At 57.2% G+C, this 25,716-nt stretch carries 26 protein-coding genes; 11 read left to right on the forward strand and 15 right to left on the reverse strand.

What is annotated here, in order from left to right; genetic code table 11:
* Positions 1–33: 33 nt before the first annotated feature.
* The 10 genes from pepB to trmJ all read right to left on the reverse strand — a co-directional run bounded on the left by pepB (position 34) and on the right by trmJ (position 7,861).
* On the reverse strand, positions 34–1,323 hold the full coding sequence (pepB, locus tag NR795_RS11250) for an aminopeptidase PepB (protein WP_222888501.1): 1,290 nt from the start codon (positions 1,321–1,323) through the stop codon (positions 34–36).
* 65 nt (positions 1,324–1,388) lie between these two features.
* Positions 1,389–1,589, reverse strand: coding sequence for a Fe-S cluster assembly protein IscX (gene iscX / locus NR795_RS11255; protein ID WP_042389051.1), 201 nt, complete (start codon positions 1,587–1,589; stop codon positions 1,389–1,391).
* 1 nt (position 1,590) lies between these two features.
* Positions 1,591–1,926: an ISC system 2Fe-2S type ferredoxin gene (gene fdx, locus NR795_RS11260; RefSeq protein ID WP_034459208.1), complete on the reverse strand. Its 336-nt coding sequence runs from the start codon at positions 1,924–1,926 to the stop codon at positions 1,591–1,593.
* A gap of 1 nt (position 1,927) precedes the next feature.
* The gene (gene hscA, locus NR795_RS11265; RefSeq protein ID WP_257758228.1) at positions 1,928–3,778 is read right to left on the reverse strand and encodes a Fe-S protein assembly chaperone HscA; all 1,851 of its coding nucleotides are present in this window, start codon (positions 3,776–3,778) and stop codon (positions 1,928–1,930) included.
* Between the two features lie 15 nt (positions 3,779–3,793).
* Positions 3,794–4,309 carry a co-chaperone HscB gene (gene hscB / locus NR795_RS11270; protein ID WP_144818150.1) on the reverse strand — a complete coding sequence of 172 codons (516 nt, stop codon included), beginning with the start codon at positions 4,307–4,309 and terminating at the stop codon, positions 3,794–3,796.
* A gap of 72 nt (positions 4,310–4,381) precedes the next feature.
* Positions 4,382–4,705: an iron-sulfur cluster assembly protein IscA gene (gene iscA, locus NR795_RS11275; RefSeq protein WP_103818854.1), complete on the reverse strand. Its 324-nt coding sequence runs from the start codon at positions 4,703–4,705 to the stop codon at positions 4,382–4,384.
* Positions 4,706–4,720: 15 nt separating this feature from the next.
* Positions 4,721–5,107, reverse strand: a complete 387-nt coding sequence (iscU, locus tag NR795_RS11280; RefSeq protein WP_042389043.1) for a Fe-S cluster assembly scaffold IscU — start codon at positions 5,105–5,107, stop codon at positions 4,721–4,723.
* A 27-nt stretch (positions 5,108–5,134) separates the two neighbouring features.
* The gene (locus NR795_RS11285) at positions 5,135–6,349 is read right to left on the reverse strand and encodes an IscS subfamily cysteine desulfurase (RefSeq protein ID WP_144818149.1); all 1,215 of its coding nucleotides are present in this window, start codon (positions 6,347–6,349) and stop codon (positions 5,135–5,137) included.
* Between the two features lie 117 nt (positions 6,350–6,466).
* Positions 6,467–6,958 (reverse strand): Fe-S cluster assembly transcriptional regulator IscR, encoded by a 492-nt coding sequence (gene iscR / locus NR795_RS11290; RefSeq protein WP_222888505.1) that lies wholly within the window; start codon positions 6,956–6,958, stop codon positions 6,467–6,469.
* Positions 6,959–7,132: 174 nt separating this feature from the next.
* Positions 7,133–7,861, reverse strand: a complete 729-nt coding sequence (trmJ, locus tag NR795_RS11295; RefSeq protein ID WP_144818147.1) for a tRNA (cytosine(32)/uridine(32)-2'-O)-methyltransferase TrmJ — start codon at positions 7,859–7,861, stop codon at positions 7,133–7,135.
* 122 nt (positions 7,862–7,983) lie between these two features.
* On the opposite strand from trmJ, the gene suhB reads away from it, so the two are divergent.
* Positions 7,984–8,787 carry an inositol-1-monophosphatase gene (gene suhB / locus NR795_RS11300; RefSeq protein WP_238085418.1) on the forward strand — a complete coding sequence of 268 codons (804 nt, stop codon included), beginning with the start codon at positions 7,984–7,986 and terminating at the stop codon, positions 8,785–8,787.
* Positions 8,788–8,828: 41 nt separating this feature from the next.
* Here the strand turns inward: suhB and NR795_RS11305 are convergent, their stop codons facing one another.
* On the reverse strand, positions 8,829–9,803 hold the full coding sequence (locus tag NR795_RS11305) for a nickel/cobalt transporter (RefSeq protein WP_257758229.1): 975 nt from the start codon (positions 9,801–9,803) through the stop codon (positions 8,829–8,831).
* The gene (locus NR795_RS11310) at positions 9,800–10,441 is read right to left on the reverse strand and encodes a DUF1007 family protein (protein WP_257758230.1); all 642 of its coding nucleotides are present in this window, start codon (positions 10,439–10,441) and stop codon (positions 9,800–9,802) included. Before NR795_RS11310 ends, NR795_RS11305 begins: the two co-directional genes overlap by 4 nt.
* Positions 10,442–10,565: 124 nt before the next feature.
* On the opposite strand from NR795_RS11310, the gene csiE reads away from it, so the two are divergent.
* Complete coding sequence (csiE, locus tag NR795_RS11315; protein WP_144818143.1) at positions 10,566–11,843, forward strand: stationary phase inducible protein CsiE; 1,278 nt, start codon at positions 10,566–10,568, stop codon at positions 11,841–11,843.
* Here the strand turns inward: csiE and NR795_RS11320 are convergent.
* Positions 11,840–12,979 (reverse strand): 3-phenylpropionate MFS transporter, encoded by a 1,140-nt coding sequence (locus NR795_RS11320; RefSeq protein WP_144818142.1) that lies wholly within the window; start codon positions 12,977–12,979, stop codon positions 11,840–11,842. The two genes, csiE and NR795_RS11320, sit on opposite strands and share 4 nt — an antisense overlap.
* 415 nt (positions 12,980–13,394) lie before the next feature.
* On the opposite strand from NR795_RS11320, the gene NR795_RS11325 reads away from it, so the two are divergent.
* The 8 genes from NR795_RS11325 (at position 13,395) to NR795_RS11360 (ending at position 22,479) form a co-directional block, all read left to right on the forward strand.
* On the forward strand, positions 13,395–14,378 hold the full coding sequence (locus NR795_RS11325; protein ID WP_042389020.1) for an autoinducer 2 ABC transporter substrate-binding protein: 984 nt from the start codon (positions 13,395–13,397) through the stop codon (positions 14,376–14,378).
* Positions 14,379–14,481: 103 nt separating this feature from the next.
* Entirely contained in the window at positions 14,482–15,990 is a 1,509-nt protein-coding gene (locus NR795_RS11330) for a sugar ABC transporter ATP-binding protein (RefSeq protein WP_257758231.1), read from the forward strand.
* Entirely contained in the window at positions 15,983–16,969 is a 987-nt protein-coding gene (locus NR795_RS11335) for an ABC transporter permease (RefSeq protein WP_144818140.1), read from the forward strand. The genes NR795_RS11330 and NR795_RS11335 overlap by 8 nt, the downstream gene beginning before the upstream one ends.
* Before the next feature lies 1 nt (position 16,970).
* A complete protein-coding gene (locus NR795_RS11340; protein ID WP_103818843.1) occupies positions 16,971–17,924 on the forward strand; it encodes an ABC transporter permease in 954 nt (317 codons plus the stop codon).
* A 17-nt stretch (positions 17,925–17,941) separates the two neighbouring features.
* Positions 17,942–19,579: an FGGY-family carbohydrate kinase gene (locus tag NR795_RS11345; RefSeq protein ID WP_144818138.1), complete on the forward strand. Its 1,638-nt coding sequence runs from the start codon at positions 17,942–17,944 to the stop codon at positions 19,577–19,579.
* A complete protein-coding gene (locus NR795_RS11350) occupies positions 19,576–20,175 on the forward strand; it encodes an SIS domain-containing protein (protein ID WP_257758232.1) in 600 nt (199 codons plus the stop codon). The genes NR795_RS11345 and NR795_RS11350 overlap by 4 nt, the downstream gene beginning before the upstream one ends.
* 470 nt (positions 20,176–20,645) lie before the next feature.
* Entirely contained in the window at positions 20,646–22,094 is a 1,449-nt protein-coding gene (locus NR795_RS11355; protein WP_257758233.1) for a PAAR domain-containing protein, read from the forward strand.
* A complete protein-coding gene (locus NR795_RS11360) occupies positions 22,087–22,479 on the forward strand; it encodes a hypothetical protein (RefSeq protein ID WP_257758234.1) in 393 nt (130 codons plus the stop codon). Before NR795_RS11355 ends, NR795_RS11360 begins: the two co-directional genes overlap by 8 nt.
* 61 nt (positions 22,480–22,540) lie before the next feature.
* Here the strand turns inward: NR795_RS11360 and glyA are convergent, their stop codons facing one another.
* Positions 22,541–23,794, reverse strand: coding sequence for a serine hydroxymethyltransferase (glyA, locus tag NR795_RS11365; RefSeq protein WP_144818136.1), 1,254 nt, complete (start codon positions 23,792–23,794; stop codon positions 22,541–22,543).
* Positions 23,795–24,107: 313 nt separating this feature from the next.
* On the opposite strand from glyA, the gene hmpA reads away from it, so the two are divergent.
* On the forward strand, positions 24,108–25,298 hold the full coding sequence (gene hmpA / locus NR795_RS11370; RefSeq protein ID WP_257758235.1) for an NO-inducible flavohemoprotein: 1,191 nt from the start codon (positions 24,108–24,110) through the stop codon (positions 25,296–25,298).
* A gap of 54 nt (positions 25,299–25,352) precedes the next feature.
* Here hmpA and glnB read toward each other — a convergent pair whose 3' ends face one another.
* Positions 25,353–25,691: a nitrogen regulatory protein P-II gene (gene glnB, locus NR795_RS11375; protein ID WP_002438074.1), complete on the reverse strand. Its 339-nt coding sequence runs from the start codon at positions 25,689–25,691 to the stop codon at positions 25,353–25,355.
* Between the last annotated feature and the right edge of the window lie 25 nt (positions 25,692–25,716).

A 25,716-nucleotide genomic window follows, 5' to 3' on the forward strand; every position in this document is an offset into this window, starting at 1 on the left:
CCGGGTGGCACTACGCTTACCCGGCCTACGTTATTATTCCGCAGTTAACAGGTTAGCGATGGTACGCACGCCCAGACCGGTTGCCCCAGCAGCCCACTGATCCACGGCCGCTTTACGGTAGGTGGCAGAACAGTCGATATGCAGCCAACCTTCACGGTAGTTCTCAACAAAGTGGGAGAGGAAACCGGCGGCGGTGCTGGCTCCCGCCGGGAAGGCGGCGCTGGCAGTGTTGTTCAGTTCGGCAAAGTTAGACGGCAGCTGGCTGCGGTGGAACTCCGCCAGCGGCAGACGCCAGAACGGCTCGTTCTCCGCGCTGGCGCTAGCCAGCAGGCGATTTGCCAGCTTGTCATCAAAGCTCAGCAGCGCGTGGTAGTCGTTGCCGAGGGCGGTTTTCGCCGCGCCGGTCAGCGTTGCCGCGTCGATAATCAGCTCTGGATTTTGCTTCACCGCGTCGATCAGGCCATCGGCCAGCACCAGACGGCCTTCGGCGTCGGTATTCATGATCTCAACGGTTTTGCCGTTGCGGTAGCGAATGATGTCGCCAAGCTTGAAGGCGTTGCCGCTGATCAGGTTATCTGCACAGCAGAGGTAGAGCTTCACGCGTTTATTCAGGCCACGCGTAATGGCAAATGCCAGTGCGCCGGTGACCATGGCTGCGCCGCCCATATCGGACTTCATCGAGTCCATAAAAGCGCTCTGCTTAATGCTGTAGCCGCCGGAGTCAAAGGTGACGCCTTTGCCGACCAGGCAGGCGTAGACCGGGGCATTTTTATCACCGGTGGGGTTGTAGTCCAGCGCCAGCAGAACCGGCGTGCGCTCGGAGCCGCGGCCAACGGTGTAGATCCCCATGTAGTTCTGCTCGCGCAGATCTTCGCCTTTGGTAATGCGGTAAGAGATGTTCTCCCCGCCCACGCCGCTCAGCAGATCCACCGCGCGCTGGGCCAATTGCTCCGGCCCCAGCTCTTCGGGAGAGGCGTTGATGGCATCGCGCACCCAGTCGATAACGTTGCGGCGGCTCTCCAGCTCTTTCTGCTGGGCATCGTCCAGCGCAGCCCACTCAATTTTGCGGCTGCCTTTCGGCCCGCGGTAGCCCTGCCAGAATGCCCAGCTGCGGTCGACGTCCCAGCCCTCGCCTGCCAGCTGGACGTGCTTGATGCCCATGCCGTCGATTTTGCGCGCCGCGCGCTGGATCAGGCCCAGGTCGTCTGCACCGGTAAGGTGTAGCGCAACGCCGTCGCTGTTAATGCTGTAAGCTGCTTTCTCGCCCCAGCGCGCATCGGCGGGCTGAGTCGTCAGGGTGATTTTCATGGCTTCGGTTGTCATTATTCTGTCCTTATGATCAAGCCTGCGATGTGAAAACGGGCTACCCGAAGGCAGCCCGCTGTGCATTATGACGCTTCGTCTAACCAGACTAACAGAATCGCTTCCAGAATCTTTTCATTGGATGCGTTTGGTTCGTCATCAAAGTCGTCCAGTTCACAAATCCACTGGTGCATATCGGTAAAGCGCACGGTTTTCGGATCGAGATCCGGGTAAGCGTCATACAGCGCCTCGCCGATTTCACGGCTGTCACTCCACTTCAGGCCCATATCAATGCTCCCGCGCGTGGTTAATAGTATAACGCGGCATCTCGACCACCAGATCTTCGTCGGTGACGCGAGCCTGACAGCTCAGACGGCTCTCCGGCTCCAGACCCCAGGCTTTATCCAGCATGTCGTCTTCGTCTTCGGTGCTCTCCGCCAGCGAGTCAAAACCTTCACGCACTACGCAGTGGCAGGTGGTGCAGGCACAGGATTTTTCGCAAGCGTGTTCAATCTCAATGCCGTTACGCAGGGCAACGTCAAGAATGGTCTCACCGACATTCGCTTCCAGAACAGCGCCATCCGGACAGAGATCCTGATGGGGCAAAAATACAATCTTTGGCATATTAAACCTCGTCCACAGAGTGGCCCTTCAGCGCTTTACGAACCGACTGGTCCATGCGGCGTGCGGCAAACTCCTGGGTTTGTTTGTCTATATTTTTAATGGCTTGCTCTATGGCGTCAGCGTCATCGCCCTCGGCGGCTACACGCAGACGTGCAGCGGCGTCGTCAATAACCTGACGTTCTGCGGCGCTTAACAGCGCGGCATCGGTTCCGAGCGCGCTTTGCAGACTCTCCAGCACGCGCGCGGCCTCCACTTTCTGCTCTGCCAGCATTCGCGCTTTCACGTCTTCGCCAGCAAAGCTCATGGAATCCTGGATCATGGTGGCGATTTCGCCATCGGTCAGCCCGTAGGAGGGTTTAACCTGAATTGAGGCGGCCACGCCAGTGGATTTTTCCATGGCGGTGACGCTCAGCAGGCCGTCGGCGTCCACCTGGAAGGTCACGCGAATGTGTGCCCCGCCGGCAGGCAGCGCCGGGATACCGCGCAGGGTAAAGCGCCCCAGCGAGCGGCAGTCGGCGACCAGCTCACGCTCGCCCTGCATCACGTGGATCGACATGGCGGTCTGGCCATCTTTAAAGGTGGTGAACTCCTGGGCGCGCGCCACCGGAATGGTGGTGTTACGCGGGATCACTTTCTCTACCAGTCCACCCATGGTCTCAAGACCCAGCGACAGCGGGATCACATCCAGCAGCAGCATTTCGCTGTCCGGCTTGTTGCCGACCAGAATATCGGCCTGAATCGCCGCGCCGATGGCAACAACCTTATCGGGATCGATGGTGGTCAGCGGCTGGCGGCCAAAGAACTCGCCGACGCGATCGCGCACCAGCGGCACGCGGGTGGAGCCCCCCACCATTACCACTTCCAGCACCTCGTCGGCCTCAACGCCTGCGTCTTTCAACGCCCGGCGGCAGGAGAGCAGCGTGCGCTTAACCAGGGTAGAGATGAGATCGTTGAACTCGGTGCGAGTGATGGTGCCCTGCCAGCCTGCCACGTTGACGTCGACGCTTTCGGCGTCGCTGAGGGCAATTTTTGCATCGATAGCCGCGTCCAGCAGCTGGCGCTGCAGGCGCGGATCCTGACGATCGCTAATGCCCGCCAGCTCACGGATGCGATCCGCCAGCAGGTGGTCGAAGTCATCGCCGCCCAGCGCGGAGTCGCCACCGGTGGCCAGGACTTCAAATACCCCACGGCTCAGGCGCAGGATAGAGATATCAAAGGTGCCGCCGCCCAGATCGTAAACGGCGATCACGCCCTCTTTGCCAGAGTCGAGGCCGTAGGCGATGGCTGCCGCCGTCGGCTCGTTAAGCAGGCGCAGCACGTGCAGGCCCGCCAGCCGCGCGGCGTCTTTGGTGCCCTGACGCTGGGCATCGTCAAAGTAGGCCGGGACGGTGATCACTACGCCGTCCAGCTCGCCCGCCAGCGCTTCAGTGGCACGCGCGGCCAGCGCCTTGAGAATATCGGCAGAGATGCGCACCGGGTTCAGCAGGCCCGCAGCGGTGGCGATCATCGGCAGGCCGTTTTCGCTCGCCTGCAGCTGATACGGCAGATGCGGGTAGCGCGTCTGGATGTCGGCCAGCGAGCGGCCCATCATGCGCTTAACCGAGCTAATGGTATTAGCCGGATCGTTGACCGCATTGCTGCGCGCCTCAAAGCCCACCCTGTGGCCCTGCGGCTGATAGTGCACCACGGACGGCAACAGGTGACGCCCGTCGCTGTCCGGCAGCGTTTGTGCCTGGCCGCTACGCACGGTAGCCACCAGAGAGTGTGTTGTACCCAGATCAATGCCCGCCGCCAGACGACGCTGGTGCGGCGCGGCACTCATGCCCGGCTCACTAATTTGTAATAAGGCCATGTTTGCTTCCGAAATTTAAAAATCGAGCAGCTTTTCTTCGAGTTGTTCTGCTGTGCTGCGTAGTTTATCGAGAAAACGGAGTTTACGCACCGTCTCTGCGGCATCGCTCCACGACTCACCGTCAAGCTGCTCTACCATGGTCTGGTGGCGCGAGGTAAACATCGCCGCGACACGCTTCAGAAATGCCTCAAGCCGATCGGTATCGCGGGCCTGCTCAATCTCATCCAGCTCTTCACGCAGTTCAAGCTGCTCCATCAGGAAGGCGGTGTCGCGGACGGTGTGCTGCTCGCTGGCGAGGTCGAAACCGTGCAGGGAGAGCAGATACTCGGCGCGCGGCAGCGGATGGCGCAGCGTTTGCCATGCCTGGTTGATGGTCGCAGAGTGTTGGACGGCGGCAAGCTGTTCAGCGGCGGTGCCGCTGGCAAACCGGTCGGGATGGTATTGACGTTGCAGATCCTGAAAGCGGGTGGCCAGCGCCTGGGTATCCAGATGATAGCTGGCGGGCAACCCAAAGAGGGTAAAGTAATCCATAACAGTCTCGGGGTTAGGCGGGTTAAAGCAAACCCCACCGCAGAGCAGTGGGGTTGAGTCGTTCAGGCGCGGTTAAACGTGGAAGCTTTCGCCGCAGCCGCACTCATCTTTCACGTTCGGGTTAGTAAACTTAAACCCTTCGTTGAGGCCCTCTTTTACGAAGTCCAGCTGAGTGCCGTTCAGGAACTGCAGGCTTTTGCCATCGACCACGACCTTAACGCCTTTGTCTTCGAACACGGTATCTTCTGCCGCAGGCTCGTCAACAAATTCCAGCACGTAGGCCATACCCGAACAGCCGGAGGTTCTCACCCCCAGGCGCAGACCAAACCCTTTACCCCGGTTGGCCAGGAAGCTATTTACTCGCGCGGCAGCACTGTCGCTAAGGGTAATCGACATACAAACCTCTGCTCGTTATTTCGCGTCACGTTTGCTTTTGTAGTCCGCAATCGCCGCTTTGATTGCATCTTCCGCCAGGATAGAACAGTGGATCTTAACCGGCGGCAGCTCCAGCTCATCGGCGATGTCGGTGTTTTTAATCGCCTGGGCTTCGTCCAGGGATTTGCCTTTCACCCACTCGGTTACGAGGGAGCTGGAGGCGATCGCCGAGCCGCAGCCGTAGGTTTTAAAACGCGCGTCTTCAATGATGCCGTCGTTGTTGACTTTGATCTGCAGCTTCATGACGTCGCCACAGGCCGGTGCACCCACCATGCCGCTACCAACGCTGGCGTCGCTGTTGTCGAAAGAGCCAACGTTGCGCGGGTTTTCGTAGTGATCGATTACTTTTTCGCTATAAGCCATTTTAAATTCTCCTGATACCGCTACCGATTAATGATGAGACCATTCAATGCTGTTCAGATCCACGCCCTGTTTGAACATCTCCCACAGCGGAGAGAGGTCGCGCAGACGGCCAATGGAGTTGCGAACCAGATTGATGGTGTAGTCAATCTCTTCTTCGGTAGTGAAACGACCTAAAGAGAAACGAATAGAGCTGTGTGCCAGCTCGTCAGTCATACCCAGCGCGCGCAGCACGTAGGATGGCTCAAGGCTTGCAGAGGTACAGGCGGAACCAGAAGAGACCGCGAGATCCTTCAGCGCCATGATCAGCGACTCGCCTTCAACGTAGTTAAAGCTGACGTTGAGGATGTTCGGTACGCCCTGCTCAAGATCGCCGTTCAGATACACTTCTTCCATATCTTTCACGCCGTCCCACAGACGGTTACGCAGCGTACGCAGGCGTGCCATCTCGGTGTCCATCTCTTCCTTGGCGATGCGGTAGGCTTCACCCATGCCAACGATCTGATGCACAGGCAGCGTACCGGAACGCATGCCGCGCTCGTGACCGCCACCGTGCATCTGCGCTTCGATACGAATACGCGGTTTACGACGCACGTACAGCGCGCCAATCCCTTTCGGACCGTAGATTTTGTGGCCGGAGAAGGACATCAGGTCAACTTTCAGCTGGCTCAGATCGATAGGCAGCTTGCCCACGCTCTGGGTTGCATCAACGTGGTAGATGATGCCGCGCGCACGGCAGAGTTCACCGATGGTCGCGATATCCTGCACAACGCCGATTTCGTTGTTCACGTGCATGATGGAGACCAGAATGGTGTCGTCGCGCATGGCGGCTTCCAGCTCTTTCAGGTCGATAATGCCGTTGCTCTGCGGCGCAAGATAGGTCACGTCAAACCCTTCACGCTCCAGCTGACGGCAGGTATCCAGCACGGCTTTGTGTTCGGTTTTGCTGGTGATGATGTGCTTGCCTTTTTTCTGGTAGAAGTTGGCAGCACCTTTGATCGCCAGGTTGTCAGATTCGGTTGCACCGGAGGTGAAAACAATTTCACGCGGATCAGCGCCAACCAGCTCGGCAATCTGATTACGGGCGATATCTACCGCCTCTTCAGCATGCCAGCCAAAACGGTGTGAACGGGAAGCTGGGTTACCAAAGTTTCCGTCCAGGGTCAGACACTGCATCATTTTCTCGGCAACACGCGGATCCACCGGCGTAGTTGCGGAGTAGTCGAGATAGATCGGTAATTTCATTGCTCTATAGACTCCGTACATCGCTTCAATGCAAGGAATCAGGCTACCGGCTGGATGTACGGCCGACGTGGCGAAGCGTGGCGCTCCGGCCTGATTCATAAATCTTTTATGGTTTTATTACGCGCGCAGTTTGACGTCGATTGAGTCCTGCGCGCGGGTGGTGCGCTGTGTTTCCTGGCTGTGCTGGCGATCGGCAACGTCCATCACTTCCTGGTTATTGACCAGTTCACCGAGGGTGATATTGTTCAGGAAGCCGGTCAGACGATCGCTCAGGTCGCGCCACAGCGCGTGGGTCAGGCACTTATCGCCGCCCTGGCAGCCGCCTTTACCCTGACAGCGGGTGGCGTCTACCGATTCGTCAACGGCGCTGATCACTTCGCCAACGGCGATGCTGTTGGCATCTTTACCTAACAGATAACCGCCGCCCGGACCGCGCACGCTGGCGACCAGGCCATTTTTACGCAGGCGGGAGAAGAGCTGCTCCAGATAAGAGAGGGAGATTCCCTGACGCTCGGAGATATCAGCCAACGGCACCGGGCCCGATTCAGAGTTGAGCGCAACGTCCAGCATTGCAGTAACGGCATAACGCCCTTTAGATGTCAGTCTCATGTCTTACTTAACCTCAAACTCGCCCCTGCCCGGGGTTGTCGTTATATAGATAGTTATAAAAACAGTTATAAATGGTCTGTTACATAGCAGGCGCAAGTGTGACATTCCCGACTAAAATGGTCAACTATTTACTTGACTGTTTTAGTCAGGTATTAGGCGTTTTGTGCCGTTTTATTACTCTTTACTCTTCTGCTCAATCGACGCCAGAATACCGCGCAGGATGTTCAGCTCCTGGCTCTCCGGACGTGCGCGGGTAAAGAGTCGACGCAGCTTGTTCATTACCTGTCCCGGATGATCGGGGCGGATAAAACCGGTCGCCAGCAGAGTCTGTTCAAGGTGGCCGTAGAAGCGCTCAAGGTCGTCTACCAGCGGATAAGGCGTCTCTTCCTCTGCCGGTTCAGCGTCGGCTTCCTGCGCCGCCAGCCAGGCCATGCGGACTTCATAGGCGATGACCTGTACCGCCATGGCCAGGTTCAGCGAGCTGTACTCCGGGTTCGCAGCAATAGCAACGTGGTAGTGGCACTTCTGCAACTCTTCGTTGGTCAGGCCCACGCGCTCGCGGCCAAATACCAGCGCCACCGGCGCGTGCTGCCCTTCGCTAACGCTCTTCAGTCCGCACTCGCGCGGATCCAGCATTGGCCACGGCAGCGTACGGGAGCGCGCGCTGGTGCCCACCACCAGGCTACAACCCGCCAGCGCGTCGTCGAGGGTGTCGACAATCTGTGCGTTACCGATGACGTCGCTGGCCCCGGCGGCCAGGGCGATGGCCTGGGAGTCCGGCTTCACCAGCGGGTTAACCAGCCAAAGGTTTGTTAAGCCCATGGTTTTCATGGCGCGGGCAACGGAGCCCATGTTGCCGGTGTGAGAGGTTTCAACCAGCACGATTCGTATATTTTGCAGCATAGTTTTTCAGCGTCTTAAGAATATTTGCGCATATTAGCATAAAGCAAAGACATAATCCGAACTCGCTGGTATACTCTGCGCCGTTTTCACCCCCGTTCTTTAACATCCAGTGAGAGATACCGATGCATCCAATGCTGACCATCGCCGTGCGCGCAGCGCGCAAGGCGGGTAATGTAATTGCCAAACACTACGAAACGCCTGACTCTGTTGAAACCAACCAGAAAGGCAGCAATGATTTCGTAACTAACGTTGATAAAGCCGCCGAGGCCGTGATTATCGACACTATCCGCAAATCTTACCCGCAACATACCATTATCACCGAAGAGTCCGGTGAACACGCAGGCGAAGATCAGGATGTGCAATGGGTTATCGATCCACTGGATGGCACCACCAACTTTATCAAACGTCTGCCCCACTTCTCGGTCTCAATCGCTGTGCGCATTAAAGGCCGTACCGAAGTTGCCGTGGTTTACGATCCAATGCGTAACGAACTGTTCACCGCTACCCGTGGCCAGGGCGCACAGCTCAACGGCTACCGCCTGCGCGGCGGCACCGCTCGCGATCTGGATGGCACCATCCTGGCGACCGGTTTCCCGTTCAAAGCCAAACAGCATGCCCCGACCTACATCAAGATCGTGGGTAAACTCTTCACCGAGTGCGCTGACTTCCGCCGCACCGGCTCTGCCGCGCTGGATCTGGCCTACGTTGCCGCTGGCCGCGTAGACGGTTTCTTTGAGATCGGCCTGAAGCCGTGGGATTTTGCCGCAGGCGAGCTGCTGGTTCGTGAAGCAGGTGGCCTGGTGTGTGACTTCACCGGTAACCACAACTACATGATGAGCGGTAACATCGTCGCCGGTAACCCGCGCGTAGTGAAAGCCATGCTGGCGAATATGCGTGACGAGCTGAGTGAAGCGCTGAAGCGTTAAGCATCGCTAACGCCGGATAAGCACTACGCTTATCCGGCGATTTAAAACGGCCTCAATCCCCTGCTCACCGGCACTGCACTGAGCCACATCACCACCGCCGCCGTTACCAGAATCACGCCTCCAGCCAAAGCCAGCGTTGACCAGCCTACCTGCTGCCACAGCACCGGCGTTTTAGTGCCGCCAAGTTTGACCGCCAGCCGCCGAAAGCTATGCACCAGCAGCGCCAGAGAAGAGATGGTCAGCGAAGTGCCTGCCGCCATCGCCATGGCCGATGCCATTCCCCAGCTAAACACCCCAATAACTTTACTGAACAGCAGGACCATGATCGCCCCGGAACAGGGTCGCATCCCCATCGACAGAATAATAATCAGTCGGGCGCGCCAGTCATCGCCGCGCGTGAGCTGCTCCGGCGTGGGCAGATGCTGATGCCCGCAGCCGCAGTGGGCATCGTGCACATGGTGTGGGGTAAAAGCGGTAAACTTCGGCCTGCGCAAGAGCAGACGCAGCTTATTCAGCGCCCGCCAGCAGAGCAGGAGTCCCAGCACGCCCACCAGAGCATAGCTCCCCTTCTCTAACCAGTAGCTGCTCACATGCAGCTGACGGGCAGGCAGCTGGAGCAGGGTCAGAACCACAACCACCAGCACAATGGCTACCAGCCCCTGCAGCAGCGACGAGGCGAGGGTCAGGCCTATGCTCGACCTCAGTTTTGACGGATGGGTGGCGAGCCAGGTGGTTATCACCACTTTACCGTGGCCCGGCCCAAGGGCGTGTAGCACTCCATAAAGAAAGCTAAACAGCAGCAGCGCCCCACCCGCCCGGCTCGGATCCGCCGCCACGCCTTTTAACAGGGCGCTCATCTGCTGGTTAACTTCCCGCTGCCAGCCCGCGCTCTCCAGCATGATCCGGGGCCAGGCGTGCCACAGCTGCACCCCGCCTACTACGGCACAGATCAGCAGCAGGGCCAGCGGCCAGAGCGCACGCCAGCGGGGCGCGCGTCTTACTGAACTTAGCATCATGCCTTGCACTCCAGAATCACGGTCTGGGCAAACTGCTTGCCGAGATCCATATCCTCCGGCGGCGCATCCTCTTTATCCAGCGACTGCGCGAAGGCCAGAGTCTCCTCCCCCGGCGTCGGCGTGCGCAGCTCTGCCTGGCAATGTTTTTGCAGATCGGCAGAGAGCGTAATGTCGCGCTCGCTCTGGTAGGTCATATCGACATAGTAGGTGGGATCGAAGGTGGAAAAGGTGTAGCGCTGCCCGGCCAGCGGCTGCGGCGTGGCCAGCGGCAGGGTAAAGGTCAGCACGGCCTGGTGATCGACCCGCGACATGCCGTAGTGCGTGGGCCGATTAAGAAACTTAACCCGCTGCCCGTTATGCCAGACCTCGGTAAAGTAGTGCTGCCCCAGCACGTTGGCCATCACCTCCGCCGCCAGCTTTTTCCATACCGGCGATTCCGGCTTAGCGTCACCGGCGTCATAGAGCAGATCGGCTGAAGTGATCTCATCCATCGTCCAGCGCATATCGAGCGCCACTAGCTGCCCCTTCGCCACAACCGGCTCGGTTTGCAGACGAATAAAGCTATGGGGATGCGCCAGCGCGGGAAGCGATAAAAACGCGAAAACCAGCGCGCCAGCGTACGGTTTAACTGTTTGCATGTGTTCCTTACGAGAAAAATTCTGTGACGCCCCCCGGCATTCCTGAGGGAAAGCCCGACAGCGGGGCTTTCGCCGCCGTATCCTTTAGCTATTCTTATCGAAACCCCTAACTGGAATCCAGCAGATGACAACCGTAACGATACCGCCATCTGTGCTCTCCAGTTCACAACGCCGCTGTCATGTACTCCTAATGCTCGCCCTGCCAGGACAAACGGTGACACCAGATATACTCGGCAAGCTGAACAACGTGGACGGCACAATTACCCGGCAAGATATTGCCGATACGGGTCATGAGATCCAGCGCTACCACCGGCTGAACATTACCGCGCAGCAAGACGGCAGCTACCGCATCGAGGGCGCGGCCCTTGACCAGCGTCTCTGCCTCATCCACTGGCTCAAGCGCGCCATTCGTCTCTGCCCCAACTTTGTTAGCGCTCACTTTACCCCGGCGCTAAAAAATGCGCTTAAGCAGCAGGGTATCGCCAGAACATTGTATGACGATACTAACCTGCATGCCCTGATTAATCTCTGCTCCCGTCGCCTCGAGCGGCAGTTTGAGCAGCGGGATATTCAGTTCCTCCGCCTCTATCTACAATATTGCCTGCTTGCGCACCAGCTTGGCTTTACGCCCGCGTTCGCCCCCTTGCAGCAGGCCTGGGCCGAGGCGCGGGCGGAGTATCTGGTCGCCCATGAGATCATTCGCCACTGGCAGCGCCGGGTCGTTCCGATCCCACACGTGAGCGAGCATCTCTTTCTGGCGGTGCTGTTTATGCTGCTGCGCACGCCGGATCCGATCCGCGACAGCCACCAGCAGGATACCCGGCTACGGGAAGCTATTCACCGCACCATTGAACGCTTTCGCACCCTCTCCGGGATGGACTTTAGCGATGAGCAGGGGCTGACCGATCAGCTCTATATTCACCTGGCGCAGGCGCTGAACCGTAGCCTGTTTGGCATCGGAATCGACACCAGCCTGACGGAGGAGATCAATCTGCTCTATCCCCGGCTGATGCGTACCACCCGCGAGGCGCTGCTCTGTTTCGAAGAGGAGTATAACCTGTGCTTTACCCATGAGGAGGCGGGACTGGTGGCGGTGATCTTTGGCGCATGGCTGATGCAGGAGAGCGATCTGCACGAGAAGCAGGTGGTCCTGCTCACCGACGACGCGCCGGAGCGGGAGCGGGCCATTGAAGAGCAGCTGCGTGAGCTGACGCTGCTGCCGCTGAATATCAAGTATCTGCCGCTCGCCACCTTCCAGCAAGAGGGAGCCCCGCGCGAGGCCGCCCTGATAGTGACCCCTTACGTGACGCCGCTGCCGCTCTTCTCCGCCCCGCTGATCCATGCGGTGATGACCCTGAGCGAGCAGCAGCAGCGACACATTCGCGACATGCTGGAGTCTTAAGCCCGGGCGGTAACGCCGGGCCGAACAAACAGCGCGGGCAGCGCGACCAGCGCCATCACCCAGAATACGCCCTGGTGCAGATGCTGGAACAGGAAGCCAGCAAAGATGGTCATGACCGCGATGCTACCCCCCATCGCCACCGCCGAGTAGACGGCCTGCAGGCGGATCACCTCGCTCCCCTGGCGGGCGGCAATATAGCGCATCGCCGCCAGGTGGCAGACGGTAAAGGTTCCACAGTGCAGCACCTGCACCACCAGCAGCCACGGCAGCGCCGTGGTCCAGCCCATCAGCGTCCAGCGCACTACGCCGCACACCGCCGACAGCAGGAGCAGATCCCGGGCGCTCCAGCGGCGGAACAGGCGATTGCTCAGGGCGAAGATAATCACCTCCGCAACAACGCCCAGCGACCAGAGATAGCCCACCGTTGAGGCGGAGTAGCCCGCCTCCTGCCAGTAGATGGCGCTGAAGCCGTAGTAGGCGGCGTGCGCCCCCTGCAGCAGCGAGACGCAGGCAAGAAAGCGCCCGTTCTGACGTATCAGGCTGCGCCATGCGGGCCAACCGGCGGCGGCCTGCGCCCGGCGCTCCCCAAGCGGCATCACCGACGGACGCAGCAGCATCCCGAGCAGCATGGAGACACTCCCCAGGGTAAGCATCGCCAGGATCGCCCGGTAGTCGAAGAGGCTCACCAGCTTGCCGGTCAGCGCCGAGCCGATCACAAAGGCGACCGATCCCCACAGGCGCACCCGGCCATAGTCCATGACGATCTGCTTTTGCCAGGTGTTGGCCAGCGCGTCGGTGAGTGGCACCAGCGGCGAGAAGAACAGGTTAAAGCCTATGATGATCGCCATCAGCCAGCCAACGTGGTTTCCAGCCCAAAAGGCCAGGGCAAACAGCAGCGTCAGGAGAGCCAGTACACGCAGGGCGAACACCAGCCGGGAGGGATCGGTGACCCGCGGGGCAATAATCAGGCTACCGAGAAAGCGGGCGACCAGCCCTGCGCCGAGCAGCAGGCCGATGGTTTCCGGCGTCAGGCCGGTGCCCTTGAGCCAAACGCTCCAGAAAGGTAAAAAGATGCCGTAGCTGAAAAAGTAGGTAAAGTAGCTCAGCGCCAGCCAGCGCGTAGAATGCAAAACCATGAATCCCTCCCGTTTTGAAGGCGTTAGTCTGGCGTTAAAACCCTGCAGGTGCAAGCAAACCCTAAACAGCGAGACGGGTTGCCAAAGCGTGAATTTGCTTGTCTCGATTCAGTTCACATATTTGCAACTTGATACATGCTGAAAAAGGGTAAAACGACGCGAAACCGAGCCTGAGTTACGTTAAATGATAATAAAATGTTACATATAAGTTATTAATTAAGCATTTTTTAACATTAATAACCACTTATAACGTAATGTCATTATTGATATTTAACCTTATTTTAACCTAAAATTATCCTTACATTTACATTTTCGTGCACAGATCACACTTCAAATTTCTGCGATACGTTTCCCCTTCCCTTCATTGCTAATCTTCCCCTCGTGACATGCCTCGGTCCCTAAAAAAGGTAGAACTATGAAATTCAAACTCGCATTGCTCAGCGCAGCCCTGATTTCTGCATGCATGGTGTCCGGTACGTCGGTTGCAGCGGAGAAGTATGAAATTGCCGTGGTCGCCAAGGTGACCGGCATTCCGTGGTTTAACCGTATGGAAACCGGCGTCAACGAGGCGGCGAAAAAGCTCGACGTTAACGCCTACCAGACCGGCCCTTCAACGCCGGATCCGGCCCAGCAGGTGAAGGTGATTGAGGATCTGATCGCCAAAAACGTTAACGCCATTATCGTGGTACCGAACGACGCTAAAGTGCTGGAGCCTGTGCTGAAAAAAGCCCGCGATAAAGGCATCGTGGTGCTGACCCATGAGTCACCGGATCAGCAGATTGGTCAGTGGGATATTGAAACCATCGACAGCGAGAAGTATGCGCAGGCCAACGTCGATGAGCTAGCAAAAGATATGGGCGGCAAAGGCGGCTACGCCATCTACGTTGGCTCCCTGACGGTGCCGCTGCATAACGCCTGGGCCGATTACGCCATTAAATATCAGAAAGAGAAATACCCGGATATGTTTGAGGTGACCTCGCGCCTGCCGGTAGCCGAGAGCATCGACAAGTCCTACTCCACGACTCTGGACCTGATGAAAACCTATCCGCAGATGAAAGGGGTGATCGGCTTCGGCTCCCTCGGCCCTATCGGTGCTGGCCAGGCGGTGCAGAAGAAACGGGCGAAAGAGAAAGTGGCCGTGGTGGGTATCGCCATGCCAGCCCAGGCTGCACCTTATTTGATGCGCGGCGATATCAAGAAAGCGCTGCTGTGGGATCCGAAAGATGCAGGCTATGCGCTGGTGACCGTTGCCGACCAGCTGCTGAAGGGTAAAGAAGTCACGTCCGATCTGACCATCGACGGTTTAGGGAAAGCCGATGTCGACATGGAGAAGAAAGTGATCCGCTTTAACAAGATCCTCGAAGTCACTAAAGATAACGCACAGTCGCTCGGTTTCTAAGGCTCTCCGCCTACACCAGGGAACCTCAACGCCGGCCGTCTGGCCGGCACACTCGAACAAAACGACTTAAGCGCCCAAACGGGCGCTCGCAGGGGTATTGTCCATGGCCGACACCACCGCATTTATCACTCTTGAGAATATCAGCAAGCAATTCCCGGGCGTGCTGGCGCTGGATAACGTGAACCTGACGCTACAGAAAGGTGAAGTTCACTGTCTGGCAGGGCAGAACGGCTGCGGTAAGAGCACCATTATTAAAGTGATCTCCGGCGTCTATCACCCGGAAAAAGGGGCGCAGATCCAGCTCGACGGCAAACTGTTCCACCATCTGACGCCACAGCTCTCTGCCCACTACGGCATTCAGGTTATCTACCAGGATCTCTCCCTGTTTCCTAACTTCAGCGTGGCCGAAAACATAGCCGTTAACCGCTATCTGCCGGGCGGAGACGTTTGGGTGCGGCGCGGCGCGATGCGCAAGCAGGCGCTGGCGGCCATGCAGCGGATCGGCGTCAGCATCGATCCCGATAAAAAGGTCGAGAAACTCTCTATTGCCGACCGTCAGCTGGTGGCGATTTGTCGCGCTATCGCCGCCGATGCCCGGCTGGTGATTATGGATGAGCCAACCGCCTCCCTCACCCGCCAGGAGGTAAACGGCCTGCTACGGGTAGTCAACGAATTGAAAGCCGCCGGGATCTGCGTGGTATTCGTCAGCCACCGCCTCGACGAAGTGATGGAAGTGGCGGATCGCATCAGCGTCATGCGCGACGGCAAGCTGGTGGGGACGTATCCGGCGAGCCAACTCGACAGCCACGAACTGGCATTCCTGATGACCGGCCAGCGCTTCCACTACAGCCCGCTGCCGGAAAAACCGTCTGCCGAGCAGGAGCCGATGCTGGAGCTGCGTAACTTAAGCCGCCGGGGAAAATACCAGAACATCAACCTGTCGCTGCGCAGCGGTGAGATTGTCTCTATCGTTGGTCTGCTGGGTGCCGGGCGCACCGAGCTGTGTCTGAGCCTGTTCGGTATGACCCACCCGGAGAGCGGAGAGATGCGCATCAACGGCAAGCCGGTCACCCTGCGCAATAACCATGACGCCATTAAGCACGGGATCGGCTACGTCTCAGAGGATCGCCTGACCCAGGGGCTGATCATGGAGCAGTCGATCTACGACAACACCATCGTCACGGTATTCGACAAGCTGCATTCGCGCGGCGGCCTGCTGGATCACGGCAAGGCGAAAAAGCTAGTGGCCGATCTAATCCGCAACCTGAATATCAAAGTCTCCGATCCGCATCTGCCGGTGAAAACGCTCTCCGGCGGTAACGCTCAGCGGATCGCTATTGCGAAATGGGTAGCGACGGATCCGCGTATCCTGATCCTCGACTCCCCCACCGTTGGGGTGGATATCGCCAATAAAGAGGGTATCTACCAGATCGCCCGCGACCTGGCAGAACAGGGGATGGCGGTGCTGATGATCTGCGATGAGATCCCGGAAGCCTATTACAACAGCCACCGCGTGCTGGTTATGCGCCGCGGCAAGCTGGTCGCAGAGTTTAATCCGCATCGCTGTACGGAACAGGAGATTGCTGAAGTGGTTGAGGTGATCCATGAATAACAGACTTTCCCGCCTGGTCGGGCAACATGAGTTCTGGCTTGGGCTGCTGGTGGTAGCGCTGGCGGTCGGGCTGAGCATCAGCACCGACGAGTTTTTCTCGCTGGGTAACCTGACGGACGTCGCCACCAGCTACGCGATCCTCGGGATCCTCGCCTGTGGCCTGTTCGTGGTGCTGATCTCCGGCGGGATCGATATCTCCTTCCCGGCCATGACCGCCATTGCCCAGTATGCAATGGCAAGCTGGGTGATCGGCCACGGCGGCAACTTTGCCCTCGCGCTGGCGATCGCAATGGCCGTCGGGCTGCTGCTCGGGCTGATCAATGGTTTTCTGGTCTACTGGCTGCGGGTCCCGGCGATTATCATCACCATCGCGACGCTTAACGTCTACTACGGCCTGCTGGTTTACGCCACCAAAGGTACCTGGCTGTATGGCTTCCCGGACTGGTTTATGAACGGCATCAACTGGCTGTCGTTTACCGCCGCCGACGGCTACGACTACGGCCTGACCCTGCCCCTGCTCTGCCTGGCGGCGGTCATTCTCTTTACCGCCGTACTGATGAACTTTACCCGCCTCGGGCGCCAGATTTACGCCATGGGCGGCAACCGCGACGCGGCCTCACGTCTGGGGCTGAATCTCGTGAAGCTGCACTTCTACGTCTACGGCTACATGGGCATTCTCGCCGGGGTCGCCGCCGTGGTGCAGGCGCAGATCACCCAGTCCGTTGCCCCCAACTCGCTGCTCGGTTATGAGCTGACGGTGCTGGCGGCGGTAGTGCTGGGCGGGACCAGCATGAGCGGTGGACGCGGCACCTTAACCGGCACGCTGCTGGGGGTTGTGCTGCTGGCGTTTCTGCAAAACGGCCTGACGCTGCTGAGCGTCTCCTCTTACTGGCACACCGTATTCAGCGGCGTCATTATCCTGGTCAGCATCAGCGCCACGGCGTGGAATGAAAAACGCAAACTCGCAAGGGAGCTTTAAGATGAAAGCAATCGCACGACTCTTACCCGGTGATGCCATCATCCGCCTGCAGTGCGTGATCATTATCGTCGTTGCCGTGGTCTTCTCGGCGCTGCTGGGCAGCCGCTTCTTCAGCGTTGCTAACTTCCAGTCCATCACCTCGCAGCTGCCGATCCTCGGTATGCTGGCGCTGGGAATGGGCATCACCATGCTCACCGGCGGCATTAACCTGTCGATTATCGCTGGCGCTAACGCCTGCTCGCTGGTGATGGCGGCGGTGATCGTCAGCCATCCGGATAATCCGCTATTTCTGGCGCTGGCCCTGCTGGCCGGGGCGGCGGTAGCGGTAGCGATCGGCACGCTGAACGGAGCGCTGATCGCCTGGGTGGGGGTATCGCCTATCCTCGCTACGCTCGGCACCATGACGCTGATCTCCGGCCTCAATATACTGCTCTCTAACGGGACGGTGATCTCCGGCTTCCCGGCAGCGATCCAGTTCCTCGGCAATGCCACCGTGGTGGGCATCCCCGTGGCGCTGCTGCTCTTCTTATTGGTGGCGGTGCTGCTGTGGGTTCTGCTGGAGCACACCACCCTCGGGCGCAGCCTCTACCTGGTGGGCTCTAACGAGCAGGCCACCCGCTACAGCGGCGTGAATACCGTCCGCGTGCAGATTGCAGTGTATGTCATCTCTGCCCTGCTCGGCTGGGTCGCCGCCATTTTGATGATGGCGAAATTCAACTCAGCAAAGGCTGGCTACGGCGAATCCTATCTGCTGGTGACTATTCTCGCCTCGGTGCTGGGCGGCATTAACCCCGACGGCGGATTTGGCCGCATTGTCGGCCTGGTGCTGGCTCTCGTCGTACTGCAGATGCTGGAAAGTGGCTTTAATCTGCTGGGGATCAGCAGTTATCTGACCATGGCACTGTGGGGTGCCGTGCTGATCCTCTTTATCGCATTACAGAATCGTAAAGCCTGATGTCAGGAGAACAAATTATGGCGAGTTACTTCATTGGTGTGGACGTAGGCACAGGGAGCGCCCGGGCGGGCGTGTTTGATCTTAACGGCAGAATGGTCAGCCAGGCCAGCCGGGCCATTGAAATGTATCGTCCGCAGGCTGATTTCGTTGAGCAGTCCTCCGACAATATCTGGCAGATGGTGTGCAACGCGGTGCGCGATGCGATGAATCAGGCGGATATCAATCCCATTCAGGTGAAAGGCCTGGGGTTCGACGCTACCTGCTCGCTGGTGGTGCTGGATAAAGAGGGTAAGCCGCTGACGATCAGCCCCTCCGGGCGCAGCGAGCAAAATATTATCGTCTGGATGGATCACCGCGCCATTACCCAGGCCGATCGCATCAACGCCCTGCACCATCGCGTGCTGGACTACGTCGGGGGAATTATCTCCCCGGAGATGCAGACCCCGAAGCTGCTGTGGCTGAAGCAGCACATGCCGAATACCTGGGCCAACGCGGGTTACTATTTTGATCTGCCGGATTTCCTTACCTGGCGCGCCACGGATGACGATACACGCTCGCTCTGCTCTACGGTCTGCAAATGGACCTACATGGGCCACGAGGATAAGTGGGACGGCAGCTATTTCCGCCAGATTGGGCTCGAGGATCTGCTTGAGCACGACGCGGAGAAAATTGGCCGCTACGTTAAAACCATGGGCGAACCGCTCGGCCACGGCCTGACGCAGCGTGCCGCCAGTGAGATGGGGTTGATCCCCGGCACCGCGGTGAGCGTGTCAATTATCGATGCCCATGCGGGTACCCTCGGCACGTTGGGAGCCAGCGGCGTCTCTGGCGAAGTAGCGGATTTCGATCGCCGCGTGGCGCTGATTGGCGGTACCTCGACGGGTCATATGGCGATCTCCCAGCAGCCGCGCTTTATCGGCGGCGTCTGGGGGCCTTACTACTCGGCGGTGCTGCCTGACTACTGGCTTAACGAAGGCGGCCAGTCGGCGACCGGGGCGCTGATCGACCATATTATTCAGTCTCACCCCTGCTACGAAACCCTGCTGGCGCAGGCTAAAACCCAGGGGCAGACCATCTATGAAATACTCAACGCCCTGCTGCGCAAGATGGCCGGCGAGCCGGAGGATATCGCTTTCCTGACCCGCGATATTCATATTCTGCCCTACTTCCACGGCAACCGCTCACCGCGCGCTAATCCGACGTTAACCGGGGTGATTAGCGGTCTGAAGCTCTCCCGTACGCCGGAGGATATGGCCCTGCACTATCTGGCAACTATTCAGGCGATTGCCCTCGGTACCCGGCACATTATTGAGACTATGAATCAGACTGGCTATACCATCGACACCATTATGGCCAGCGGCGGCGGCACCAAGAACCCGATCTTTGTGCAGGAGCACGCTAACGCTACCGGTTGCGCGATGCTGCTGCCGGAAGAGAGTGAAGCCATGCTGCTCGGCGGTGCGATGATGGGCACGCTTGCGGCGGGCGTGTTCGAAACCTTCCCGGAGGCGATGTCGGCCATGAGCCGGATCGGTAAGACCGTCACGCCGCAGACCAATAAGATCAAGCAGTACTACGACCGCAAGTACAAGGTGTTCCACGCGATGTATGAGGATCACATGAAGTACCGCCAGCTGATGCAGGAGGGCGCATGAGCTCATCGTGGCAGCAGGCAACCGCCGCCTGGGATATCTATAGCGAGGCGTTGGCTGGACTCGGTCAGCACCTCAGCGAGCCGCAGTGGGAGGCGCTGCTGGCCGAACTGCGCGGTTGCAAAGGCAAGATTGTCGTGACGGGAGTCGGTACCTCCGGCATCGCGGCGCGTAAGATTGCCCATATGCTGGCCTGCGTAGAGCGCCCAGCGATCTACCTGAACGCCACCGACGCGGCCCACGGCGATCTGGGCTTTTTACGCGCCGATGACCTGATGATCATGCTCTCACGCGGGGGGAACTCTGACGAGCTGACGCGCCTGCTGCCAGGGCTTGCGGCCCGCAGCGTGCCGCTGGTTAGCGTGACCGAGAATGCTGATTCGGCGATTGCTCACGCCTCGCGGCTGGTGATCTCTACCGGCGTGCAGCGTGAGATCGATCCGCTGAACATGCTGGCAACCACCTCCATCGTGCTGGCGCTGGCGATTTTTGATGCCGCCTGCGCCTGCCTGATGAGCGAGAGTGGGTATTCAAAAGAGAGCCTGCTGGCAGTGCATCCCGGCGGCGACGTGGGCGTTACGCTGCGCAGCGAGCGGTAACACGCTCACAGCCACTGTTTTTGCGGGTTTTGTAGGCTGGGCAAGCGAAGCGCCGCCCGGCGTTTGCAGCAAGCAGTGAATTGCCCGGCGGCGCGTTGCTTGCCGGGCCTACAGGTTAGTGCATGACCTGACGCAAAAAAGCTACCCTGGACATAATGCCAATCGGTTACGATCCGGAAATGCTCACTCATTTCCGGATTTTTTATGACTGCTACTCAGGCGACTTTCTGTTATCTGGTTACAGACGGTAATTTAATGTAAGTAACAGAATAATCATAACGTTAATGCGGCTTGCAGGGCCGTTACTTTTTTTGAATAACATCACCTGTCGGCGTTATTATTACCCTGATTTTTATCCTTATTGATAAAGGGGTTTTATGTGGCAAAGCACTATAATAATGAGCTGACATCTGAGTTGCTGGCTCAACTTAACAGGCCATCTCATACACCTGAGCATGAGGGGCAAAATAATGGCAACTAACCGTGCTATATGGAATGGCATACCACAAGGACTTGATGGCGACCGTACGACAACAGGTTCATATGCGATAAGTTCTTTACCGAATTTCAGTACTGAGGAAATAGGCGCACTTCGACATGGGGATAAAACAACCTCGTGTCCGGCCTGCGGTCAGGTCGGTGAACTTATCGGTAATATTCCATTCGTCATTCTTCATGGGCGATGCGCTGCGGGGAATAGTGCTGTGGTTACGTGTGGCTGCCCTCCTGGTTCAAATCGCCTTATATCCCCTGCCGGGCCTGTAGGTAGGGGTGGGTTGCAAAGTACCAGGATAGTGAATCAACCTCAACCCATTCAGTTTGCGCAGACAGCTAAAGTCCCTCCTCAGACACCTCCTTCACCAGTACCTATTACAACACAGTCTAAGAAGCCCCATACTCCTGTTGATGCGGGTTACTGTATTCTTCCCTATGGCGCAACGGCTAAAGGTTATGAATCATGGTTATTCAATGACGAATCAGTACCCGGTACAAAAGCCCTTTATCATTCGCTGAATGGTTCAGAGGAATATAAAGCAGGTTCTCTTCTATTAATTGTCGATCCTGAAAAACAGAATGATCGGCAGATAGCCCATATGAAAGCCGCAAAAGCACGGGTTGATGCGGCACTGGCACCACTCAGCCACCAGCAGGCCAGGTTTCTGCACAAAAACCGTGATGTACTGGCAATGGCTGCCGCAGCCCTTGATGCATCGGGAACCGGAAGGGATGCAGTAGGGAGTATTGCAGAAGCGGCAAAAGGCTATTTTGAGCGTATAGAGCAACTGTTAATACAAATTCAGACAACCTATCAAAATGCCTATATCACCCAGGGTGCGCTTATCGGGGAGGAGTTTTATGTTCAGCGCCGTCAACTGCTGGCTCAACTCGACAGCATATTAAAAGCATTCATGAATAAACGTTTCATATTTAATCAATATGAAAGCCTGAAAACATCATTAGGCCTTTCCACTCACGCCATTACACACCGGTGGAACGAAACCGGTGTGGGTGATATTGAGAACTACGCCACGCATATTGAAAAGGCTGCCAAAATTGTTAAGGCGATGGAAGTTTTCGGCAGAGTCGGGATCGGTCTGAATGCTCTTAATGCAGCTGGAAAAATCTATGATGCCTGTACTACAGGACGCGAATGCAAGAAAACGACGTTTGCATCAGTGGGGGAGTTTGCCGGCGGGTTAGGAGGCGGCATAGCTGCCACTAAAATTTTAACATCGGAGATAGCGGATGCCGGATGTGCGGTCGTTTTAGGAGGATTAAGTATTGAGGCTGGGGGAATTCTGGCTCTCACGTGCTCCCTGGCGGTTACAGGAACGGCAGCATATAAAGGTGATAAGCTATTTGGAGCAATCGGTGAATGGACTGGTGAAAAAATTAGTGGGCAAATAATAAATGAATAACTTACGCGATGTATTGGCATTAGTTTTAGGGTCAATTTTCCTGACCTGCTGCTTTCTGACAATTTTAATGGCAATATTTAGCAAAAGTAGGTTCAATGAAGTTTGCGATTTATATGAGCGTGAGTTTGGAGAGCTACCATTAGCTGTTTCAATCCTGAAAGAGTGTAGTCCGTTTGGCTTTGCTGCTGGTTACGCAGTAAAAAACAGCTTTATTTTACGCCCATTGATATTCGGAAAAAAATCTATTCACAGCAAAGTGGATGATGTTTTATTTATGAAGCAATTGCCACCAAAACTTAAATATTGGTTTATTATCGATTTCTATATTTCTTTAATAGCGTTTATTTCTATGATTGCGTGTGGTGTCATTAAAGGAAGCATTTAATATTCTTTTAAACTTCAATAAAAAAGGCCGCATCAGCGGCCTTTTTCACATTCTGGAAGGATTATGCGTAAACCGGGAAGCGGGCGCAGATATCCAGCACTCTCTTTTTGGTGCTTTCAATGACGGCTTCGTCGTTGATATTGTCCAGAATGTCGCACATCCAGCCAGCCAGCTCTTTCACTTCCGCTTCTTTAAAGCCGCGGCGAGTCACAGCCGGAGAACCGATACGGATACCGGACGTCACAAACGGGCTCTTCGGATCGTTTGGCACGCTGTTTTTGTTCACGGTGATGTTGGCGCGGCCCAGGGCAGCGTCAGCTTCTTTACCGGTCAGGTTCTTATCAACCAGATCCAGCAGGAACAGGTGGTTTTCAGTACCGCCAGAAACCACTTTGTAGCCACGGTTCAGGAACACGTCCACCATCGCTTTGGCGTTCTTCGCGACCTGCTGCTGGTAAACCTTGAACTCTGGCTCCATCGCTTCTTTCAGTGCCACCGCTTTTGCCGCGATAACGTGCATCAGCGGGCCGCCCTGCGCGCTTGGGAAGACAGCGGAGTTCAGTTTTTTGTACAGCTCTTCATCACCGCCTTTCGCCAGGATCAGACCGCCGCGTGGACCCGCCAGGGTTTTGTGGGTGGTGGTGGTCACAACGTGCGCGTGCGGAACCGGGTTCGGGTAGACGTCTGCGGCAATCAGACCCGCAACGTGCGCCATATCAACGAACAGGTAAGCACCGATGCTGTCTGCGATTTCACGCATTTTTGCCCAGTCAACCACGCCGGAGTAAGCGGAGAAGCCACCGATGATCATCTTCGGCTTGTGCTCTTTAGCCTGCTTCGCCATGTCTTCGTAATCAATTTTACCTGACTCATCAATACCATAAGGGATGATGTTGTACAGCTTGCCGGAGAAGTTAACCGGGGAGCCGTGAGTCAGGTGGCCGCCCTGCGCCAGGTTCATACCCAGAACGGTATCGCCCGGTTGCAGCAGCGCAGTGTAGACCGCGAAGTTAGCCTGGGAGCCGGAGTGCGGCTGAACGTTAGCGTAGTCTGCGCCAAACAGCGCTTTAGCGCGGTCGATAGCCAGCTGCTCAACCACGTCGACGTATTCGCAGCCGCCGTAGTAGCGTTTGCCCGGATAGCCTTCGGCATATTTGTTGGTCAGCTGAGAACCCTGTGCCTGCATAACGCGCGGGCTGGTGTAGTTTTCGGAGGCGATCAGCTCAATGTGCTCTTCCTGACGTACTTTCTCTTGTTCCATCGCCTGCCACAGCTCGGCATCATAATCGGCAATGTTCATTTCACGCTTTAACATCCGCATCTCCTGACTCAGCTAACGGTAATTTTCAATGGCCCTCGGGGCACCGGCGACCAGTATAACCGATCCATTTTCTGATAACAGGTCTTGACATGGGTTTTTACGCAAACGATTGGCTCCCCGTGGCACAAGGGTTTGTCCCATAAGTATCCTCCCCTGTAATCACGATTTCTTTTCAGGTATATCGTGCAAATATTTCATGACATCGCGACGCAACCTAAATACGCTATTAACCATTTACAATGCAGGGGAACTTTTATAAGATGCATTTATAATGCAACTTATAGAAATGATCAATAAGGAAAAGGCAATGCTTGATGCTCAAACTATCGCAACCGTAAAATCCACTATTCCCCTGCTTGTTGAGACCGGCCCAAAGCTAACGGCGCACTTCTATGATCGCATGTTTAAGCATAATCCGGAGCTGAAAGAGATTTTCAACATGAGCAACCAGCGCAACGGTGACCAGCGTGAAGCGCTGTTTAACGCCATTGCTGCCTATGCCAGTAATCTTGAGAATCTCCCGGCGCTGCTGCCTGCGGTAGAAAAGATCGCCCAGAAGCACACCAGCTTCCAGATCAAACCTGACCAGTACAACATTGTCGGTGAACATCTGCTGGCAACCCTTGATGAGCTGTATAGCCCGGGTCAGGAGGTGCTGGAGGCGTGGGGCAAAGCCTACGGCGTGCTGGCGGGCGTGTTCATCAACCGCGAAGCCGAGCTGTATAAAGCCCACGCTACCCAGCCCGGCGGTTGGGAAGGCACCCGCCCCTTCCGCATCGTGGCGAAAACGCCGCGCAGCGCGCTGATCACCAGCATTGAATTCGAGCCGGTCGACGGCCAGCCGGTGGCCGAGTATCGCCCAGGCCAGTATCTCGCCGTCTGGCTGAAACCGGACGGTTTCCCGCATCAGGAGATCCGCCAGTACTCCCTGACCCGCAAGGCCGATGGTAAAGGGTATCGTATCGCCGTGAAGCGTGAGCAAGGCGGTCAGGTTTCCAACTGGCTGCACGACGAGGCGCGCGTCGGCGACGTGGTTCAGCTGGCTTCTCCGGCGGGTGACTTCTTCCTCGACGTGCCTGCGCAGGCTCCAGTGACGCTGATCTCCGCTGGCGTAGGTCAGACCCCGATGCTGGCCATGCTGGATACCCTCGCCAGCGCGCAGCATCAAGGCCAGGTGAACTGGTACCATGCAGCCGAGAGCGGCGAGGTGCACGCCTTTGAAGATGAGGTTGCCGCCCTGGGCAGTAAGCTGCCGCACTTCCAGGCGCACACCTGGTATCGTATTCCCACTGAGGCAGATCGCAGCGCAGCACGCTTTAATAGCGAAGGGCTGATGGATTTAAGCAAGCTGGAGGGGGCGTTTAGCGACCCGGCGATGCAGTGTTACCTCTGCGGCCCGGTAGCCTTTATGCAGTTTGCGGCGAAACAGCTGATTGCGCTTGGGGTTGATGCCGATCGCATCCACTACGAGTGTTTCGGTCCGCACAAGGTTCTCTAAGATCTCGCTTACCCCGCCCCGCGCAAAGGGGGCTGGGGTAAGCCTGCGGACTCTTTAGATAGCCGCGTCGTCCTCTTCGCCGGTACGGATACGTACTACGCGCGCCACGTCGAAAACGAAAATTTTACCGTCGCCGATTTTCCCGGTCTGCGCCGTGCGGATAATGGTATCCACGCAGGTATCGACGATATCGTCCGTCACCACGATCTCAATTTTTACCTTCGGCAGAAAATCCACCATGTACTCCGCGCCACGGTACAGCTCGGTGTGGCCCTTCTGGCGACCAAAGCCTTTCACCTCGGTGACGGTCATCCCGGTAATGCCGACTTCAGCCAGCGCCTCACGCACATCATCCAGCTTGAAAGGTTTAATAATCGCATCAATCTTTTTCACGGTGATCCCCTAATTCTTTTGCCTG

This window comes from Pseudescherichia sp. L3, from assembly GCF_024656065.1.
Lineage (GTDB): Bacteria > Pseudomonadota > Gammaproteobacteria > Enterobacterales > Enterobacteriaceae > Pseudescherichia.

Coding starts and splice junctions, on each gene's coding strand:
- pepB (WP_222888501.1), bottom strand. CDS start 1,323: ATGACAACCGAAGCCATGAAAATCACCCTGACGACTCAGCCCGCCGAT.
- iscX (WP_042389051.1), bottom strand. CDS start 1,589: ATGGGCCTGAAGTGGAGTGACAGCCGTGAAATCGGCGAGGCGCTGTAT.
- fdx (WP_034459208.1), bottom strand. CDS start 1,926: ATGCCAAAGATTGTATTTTTGCCCCATCAGGATCTCTGTCCGGATGGC.
- hscA (WP_257758228.1), bottom strand. CDS start 3,778: ATGGCCTTATTACAAATTAGTGAGCCGGGCATGAGTGCCGCGCCGCAC.
- hscB (WP_144818150.1), bottom strand. CDS start 4,309: ATGGATTACTTTACCCTCTTTGGGTTGCCCGCCAGCTATCATCTGGAT.
- iscA (WP_103818854.1), bottom strand. CDS start 4,705: ATGTCGATTACCCTTAGCGACAGTGCTGCCGCGCGAGTAAATAGCTTC.
- iscU (WP_042389043.1), bottom strand. CDS start 5,107: ATGGCTTATAGCGAAAAAGTAATCGATCACTACGAAAACCCGCGCAAC.
- NR795_RS11285 (WP_144818149.1), bottom strand. CDS start 6,349: ATGAAATTACCGATCTATCTCGACTACTCCGCAACTACGCCGGTGGAT.
- iscR (WP_222888505.1), bottom strand. CDS start 6,958: ATGAGACTGACATCTAAAGGGCGTTATGCCGTTACTGCAATGCTGGAC.
- trmJ (WP_144818147.1), bottom strand. CDS start 7,861: ATGCTGCAAAATATACGAATCGTGCTGGTTGAAACCTCTCACACCGGC.
- suhB (WP_238085418.1), top strand. CDS start 7,984: ATGCATCCAATGCTGACCATCGCCGTGCGCGCAGCGCGCAAGGCGGGT.
- NR795_RS11305 (WP_257758229.1), bottom strand. CDS start 9,803: ATGATGCTAAGTTCAGTAAGACGCGCGCCCCGCTGGCGTGCGCTCTGG.
- NR795_RS11310 (WP_257758230.1), bottom strand. CDS start 10,441: ATGCAAACAGTTAAACCGTACGCTGGCGCGCTGGTTTTCGCGTTTTTA.
- csiE (WP_144818143.1), top strand. CDS start 10,566: ATGACAACCGTAACGATACCGCCATCTGTGCTCTCCAGTTCACAACGC.
- NR795_RS11320 (WP_144818142.1), bottom strand. CDS start 12,979: ATGGTTTTGCATTCTACGCGCTGGCTGGCGCTGAGCTACTTTACCTAC.
- NR795_RS11325 (WP_042389020.1), top strand. CDS start 13,395: ATGAAATTCAAACTCGCATTGCTCAGCGCAGCCCTGATTTCTGCATGC.
- NR795_RS11330 (WP_257758231.1), top strand. CDS start 14,482: ATGGCCGACACCACCGCATTTATCACTCTTGAGAATATCAGCAAGCAA.
- NR795_RS11335 (WP_144818140.1), top strand. CDS start 15,983: ATGAATAACAGACTTTCCCGCCTGGTCGGGCAACATGAGTTCTGGCTT.
- NR795_RS11340 (WP_103818843.1), top strand. CDS start 16,971: ATGAAAGCAATCGCACGACTCTTACCCGGTGATGCCATCATCCGCCTG.
- NR795_RS11345 (WP_144818138.1), top strand. CDS start 17,942: ATGGCGAGTTACTTCATTGGTGTGGACGTAGGCACAGGGAGCGCCCGG.
- NR795_RS11350 (WP_257758232.1), top strand. CDS start 19,576: ATGAGCTCATCGTGGCAGCAGGCAACCGCCGCCTGGGATATCTATAGC.
- NR795_RS11355 (WP_257758233.1), top strand. CDS start 20,646: ATGGCAACTAACCGTGCTATATGGAATGGCATACCACAAGGACTTGAT.
- NR795_RS11360 (WP_257758234.1), top strand. CDS start 22,087: ATGAATAACTTACGCGATGTATTGGCATTAGTTTTAGGGTCAATTTTC.
- glyA (WP_144818136.1), bottom strand. CDS start 23,794: ATGTTAAAGCGTGAAATGAACATTGCCGATTATGATGCCGAGCTGTGG.
- hmpA (WP_257758235.1), top strand. CDS start 24,108: ATGCTTGATGCTCAAACTATCGCAACCGTAAAATCCACTATTCCCCTG.